Source organism: Sulfuricurvum sp. (assembly GCF_022759005.1).
In the GTDB taxonomy this organism is placed as follows: domain Bacteria; phylum Campylobacterota; class Campylobacteria; order Campylobacterales; family Sulfurimonadaceae; genus Sulfuricurvum.
Genome location: NZ_JAEMQA010000071.1, coordinates 1 through 3,094, shown reverse-complemented (window position 1 = coordinate 3,094; position 3,094 = coordinate 1). Strand labels below are relative to the sequence as shown.

Below are 3,094 nucleotides of genomic sequence, written 5' to 3'. Positions count from 1 at the left end.
CAAATGCAAAACCGTATGCAGTCTATGCAACAAAACATGGCTGGACGTATGAATCGAAGCAGATAATACGAACGGCAACAAGGGATATTCTTCCCTTGTCCTCACAAAGATCACTTGCTATACTTCTAATGGGACTATATCCAGTGACCTACTAAAGCATTTAGGAGAACATGTGCGCATACTGTTGCTAGAAGACGATTTTGTTTTGGGAGAAAGCATTGAAGAGATGCTGTGTGAAGCACATTATACTGTCGACTGGGCTCGAAGCGGTGATGACGCTGCACAACTTTCTTTTGACCACTCCTATGACCTTTATCTGTTTGATGTTAATGTTCCTGATATCAACGGATTTGAGCTTTTAGAACAATTACGTGAGGCTGATGATTCGACACCGACTATTTTTATTAGTGCCCTTAGCGATATTTCCTCTATTACCAAAGGTTTCTCGTTAGGGGCTGACGATTATCTCAAAAAACCCTTTTTCCCTGAAGAACTGCTCGTACGCATTGAAGCTAAATTTGCCAAAGTCAACCAAACCATTCACTGGGGCACAATCACCTACAATCCGAAAACAAACGATGTCACAAAAGATGGATCACTGATCACTCTAGGAGATGTTCAATTGCCATTACTGCGTCTGTTTATCACCAACATCGGACGTACTCTCACCAAAGAGAGTCTCTTTGATCTTATGGAACACCCAAGTGATACTGCACTTAGAGTTGCTATTAATAAGCTCAAACAAACAACAGGCTGGGAAATCCTCAATGTTCGAGGGATAGGATACCGTATTGAAACACGCTGAGATCGAGTCCTTTCGTAAAAGTTTTTTGGTTTTCTTCCTATCTTTGGCTATTTTGAGTGGATTTCTCGCCTATTTTGAGTACTTAAAAGAGAAGCAATCGCTTGAGATAACCCTCTTTAATCAAATGAAGCTGTGCAGTTTTGATCTGAAATGCAGCGAATTTGAATTTGAATTTGTCCCTCTGCAATCGAGCAAGCTCTATACACTCACATCGGAGCCTAAAGGCTTGTATGCCTTGTTTACAATCCCAAAAAATGACACTTATGCTCTCAAGCTTCGTTTTACACAAAAACATTACACACAGCGGTTGCATCAAATCCAAATCACTGTTATAAAATACTATCTTGGGGCCATAGTGGCAATAGGTATTCTCTCTTTTTTATTCTCATTCTACGCACTTTATCCTCTGCGCAAAGCACTCAAACTCACAGAAGAATTTAGCCGCGATATTCTGCATGACCTTAACACTCCCCTCTCTTCACTTCGACTTAATGTTTCTAGGCTAAAGGTACCCCAAAGCGAGACAAAAAAAGTTGAGCGTATAGAATACAGTATTCAGGCAATCACATCACTTAGTAATAATCTTCGCAGCTATCTCGACGGGCACGAACTGCAGCAAGAGAATATTGAACTTTCCAGTCTTTTACAAGATCGTCTTTCTATCGTGGAGCGGCTTTATCCGGATATTACATTTCATCTAGAGAAATCATCGCTTGTCGTCCATGCCAATCGGGATGCCCTTATTCGCATCTTCGATAATCTACTGAGCAATGCAGCAAAATACAACAACCCACAGGGGTCCGTCTGGATAGATATTTCTAGTACAATCATAGTGATTCGCGATAATGGTAAAGGGATTAAAAATACTGCAAAAATATTTGACCGTTTTTATAAAGAGCATGAGCGAGGCTTAGGAATAGGTTTACACATCGTCAAAAAACTCTGTGATACGATGCATATTTCTATCTATGTCAAGAGTACCTTAGGATCAGGAAGCCTTTTCGCTCTAAATTTTCAAGCGCTAACACAGCGCTAATACTCCTGTACTATAATTCCCATATCAGACTCAAGGAATATCTAATGAATACATTAACAACAGGACTTACAGCAGTGATATTCAGCGTTTCACTTCTCTATGGAACAGACTCTATTAATGAGCAAATCCAAGCGATCCAAAAAGCATCTCCTCAAGAGCGTGCCCTGTTGATGAATAAACTGAAAATACAGATTGCTTCCATGAATGAAGAGGAACGTGCCGATGCAATCAGCGCCCTTCAAACAGAAATGGGCGGTAAATCTATGAATCTAGGAACATGCCCTATTGGCCAACGAATACAGCAAATTCAGTCTATACAACAAGGGAACCTTATTCAACGTTCAGGTGATACCATGACCACACAATTTCCACGCATGAGACGTTGATCATGAAAAAGATACTTTTATTACCATTATTGTTGAGTGGATGCCTATTTGCCATTGACAGTGATATGGATGGCGTAGATGATGCTCAAGACCAATGCATGAACACACCATTTAGCGATCTTGTAAATGCAAGTGGATGCACCATACGATCATTGCAATCTTCTGACCATTATGACATTATCGTAGGTTCCGGCTATTCACAAATAAATTATGCCTCACAAGAAAAAGCCGACACCTTAACTCAAACACTTCAAGCCGACTACTTCAACGGTAATATATGGGTCCAGTTTGCAGGATCTTATTTCAAATCCTCCTCTCCAAGCTTTACACAAAGTGGTTTAGGTGATACGCTCATCGCTCTTTATTATAAATCATCCTTTGAAAATGGCTTTACAATACAAACGGGAATTGGTGTTTTACTGCCAACTTACAATAGCGGCTACCATAATGAAGCCGTTGACTATCAAGGTTCTATTAATCTGCAGTATGACCTAAGCGACGATACCAATCTTTTTGCTGGATACAGCTACACATTAGTCAACGACACCAATGTCCCCAATACACTACAGTATCAAAATACCCACTCATTTTATGCAGGTGCTGGATATGCCTTCAACGACACAACACGACTCAGTGCGTCATACGCACAGGCTCAAAGTATGTATGTCGGTACATCAACCATAAAAACTGCTTCAGTAAGCCTATTTTACCAACTGAATACTCATTGGTTCACGATGCTTGATTACCGATATGGATTAAGCGACTCTGCGAGTGATCACGATGGATCTGTACGCCTTGGCTATTATTTTTAGAGATTACCTGCAAAAAAACGCAAACATCCGGCCACCCATGACGTTTTGATCCGAC

At 40.6% G+C, this 3,094-nt stretch carries 4 protein-coding genes; all 4 read left to right on the top strand.

Features of this window, described 5'->3' with window-relative positions; all coding sequences use genetic code 11:
- The first annotated feature begins 172 nt into the window (after positions 1-172).
- From JHC35_RS04645 to JHC35_RS04630, 4 genes are read left to right on the top strand one after another with little or no spacing between them, the layout of a single operon-like run.
- Positions 173-805, top strand: coding sequence for a response regulator transcription factor (locus JHC35_RS04645; protein ID WP_295042472.1), 633 nt, complete (start codon positions 173-175; stop codon positions 803-805).
- Complete coding sequence (locus JHC35_RS04640) at positions 792-1,841, top strand: HAMP domain-containing sensor histidine kinase (RefSeq protein WP_295042470.1); 1,050 nt, start codon at positions 792-794, stop codon at positions 1,839-1,841. Before JHC35_RS04645 ends, JHC35_RS04640 begins: the two co-directional genes overlap by 14 nt.
- 44 nt (positions 1,842-1,885) lie before the next feature.
- Positions 1,886-2,227, top strand: a complete 342-nt coding sequence (locus JHC35_RS04635; RefSeq protein WP_295042468.1) for a hypothetical protein — start codon at positions 1,886-1,888, stop codon at positions 2,225-2,227.
- Between the two features lie 2 nt (positions 2,228-2,229).
- Positions 2,230-3,039, top strand: coding sequence for a DUF3187 domain-containing protein (locus JHC35_RS04630; RefSeq protein WP_295042466.1), 810 nt, complete (start codon positions 2,230-2,232; stop codon positions 3,037-3,039).
- Positions 3,040-3,094: the final 55 nt, after the last annotated feature.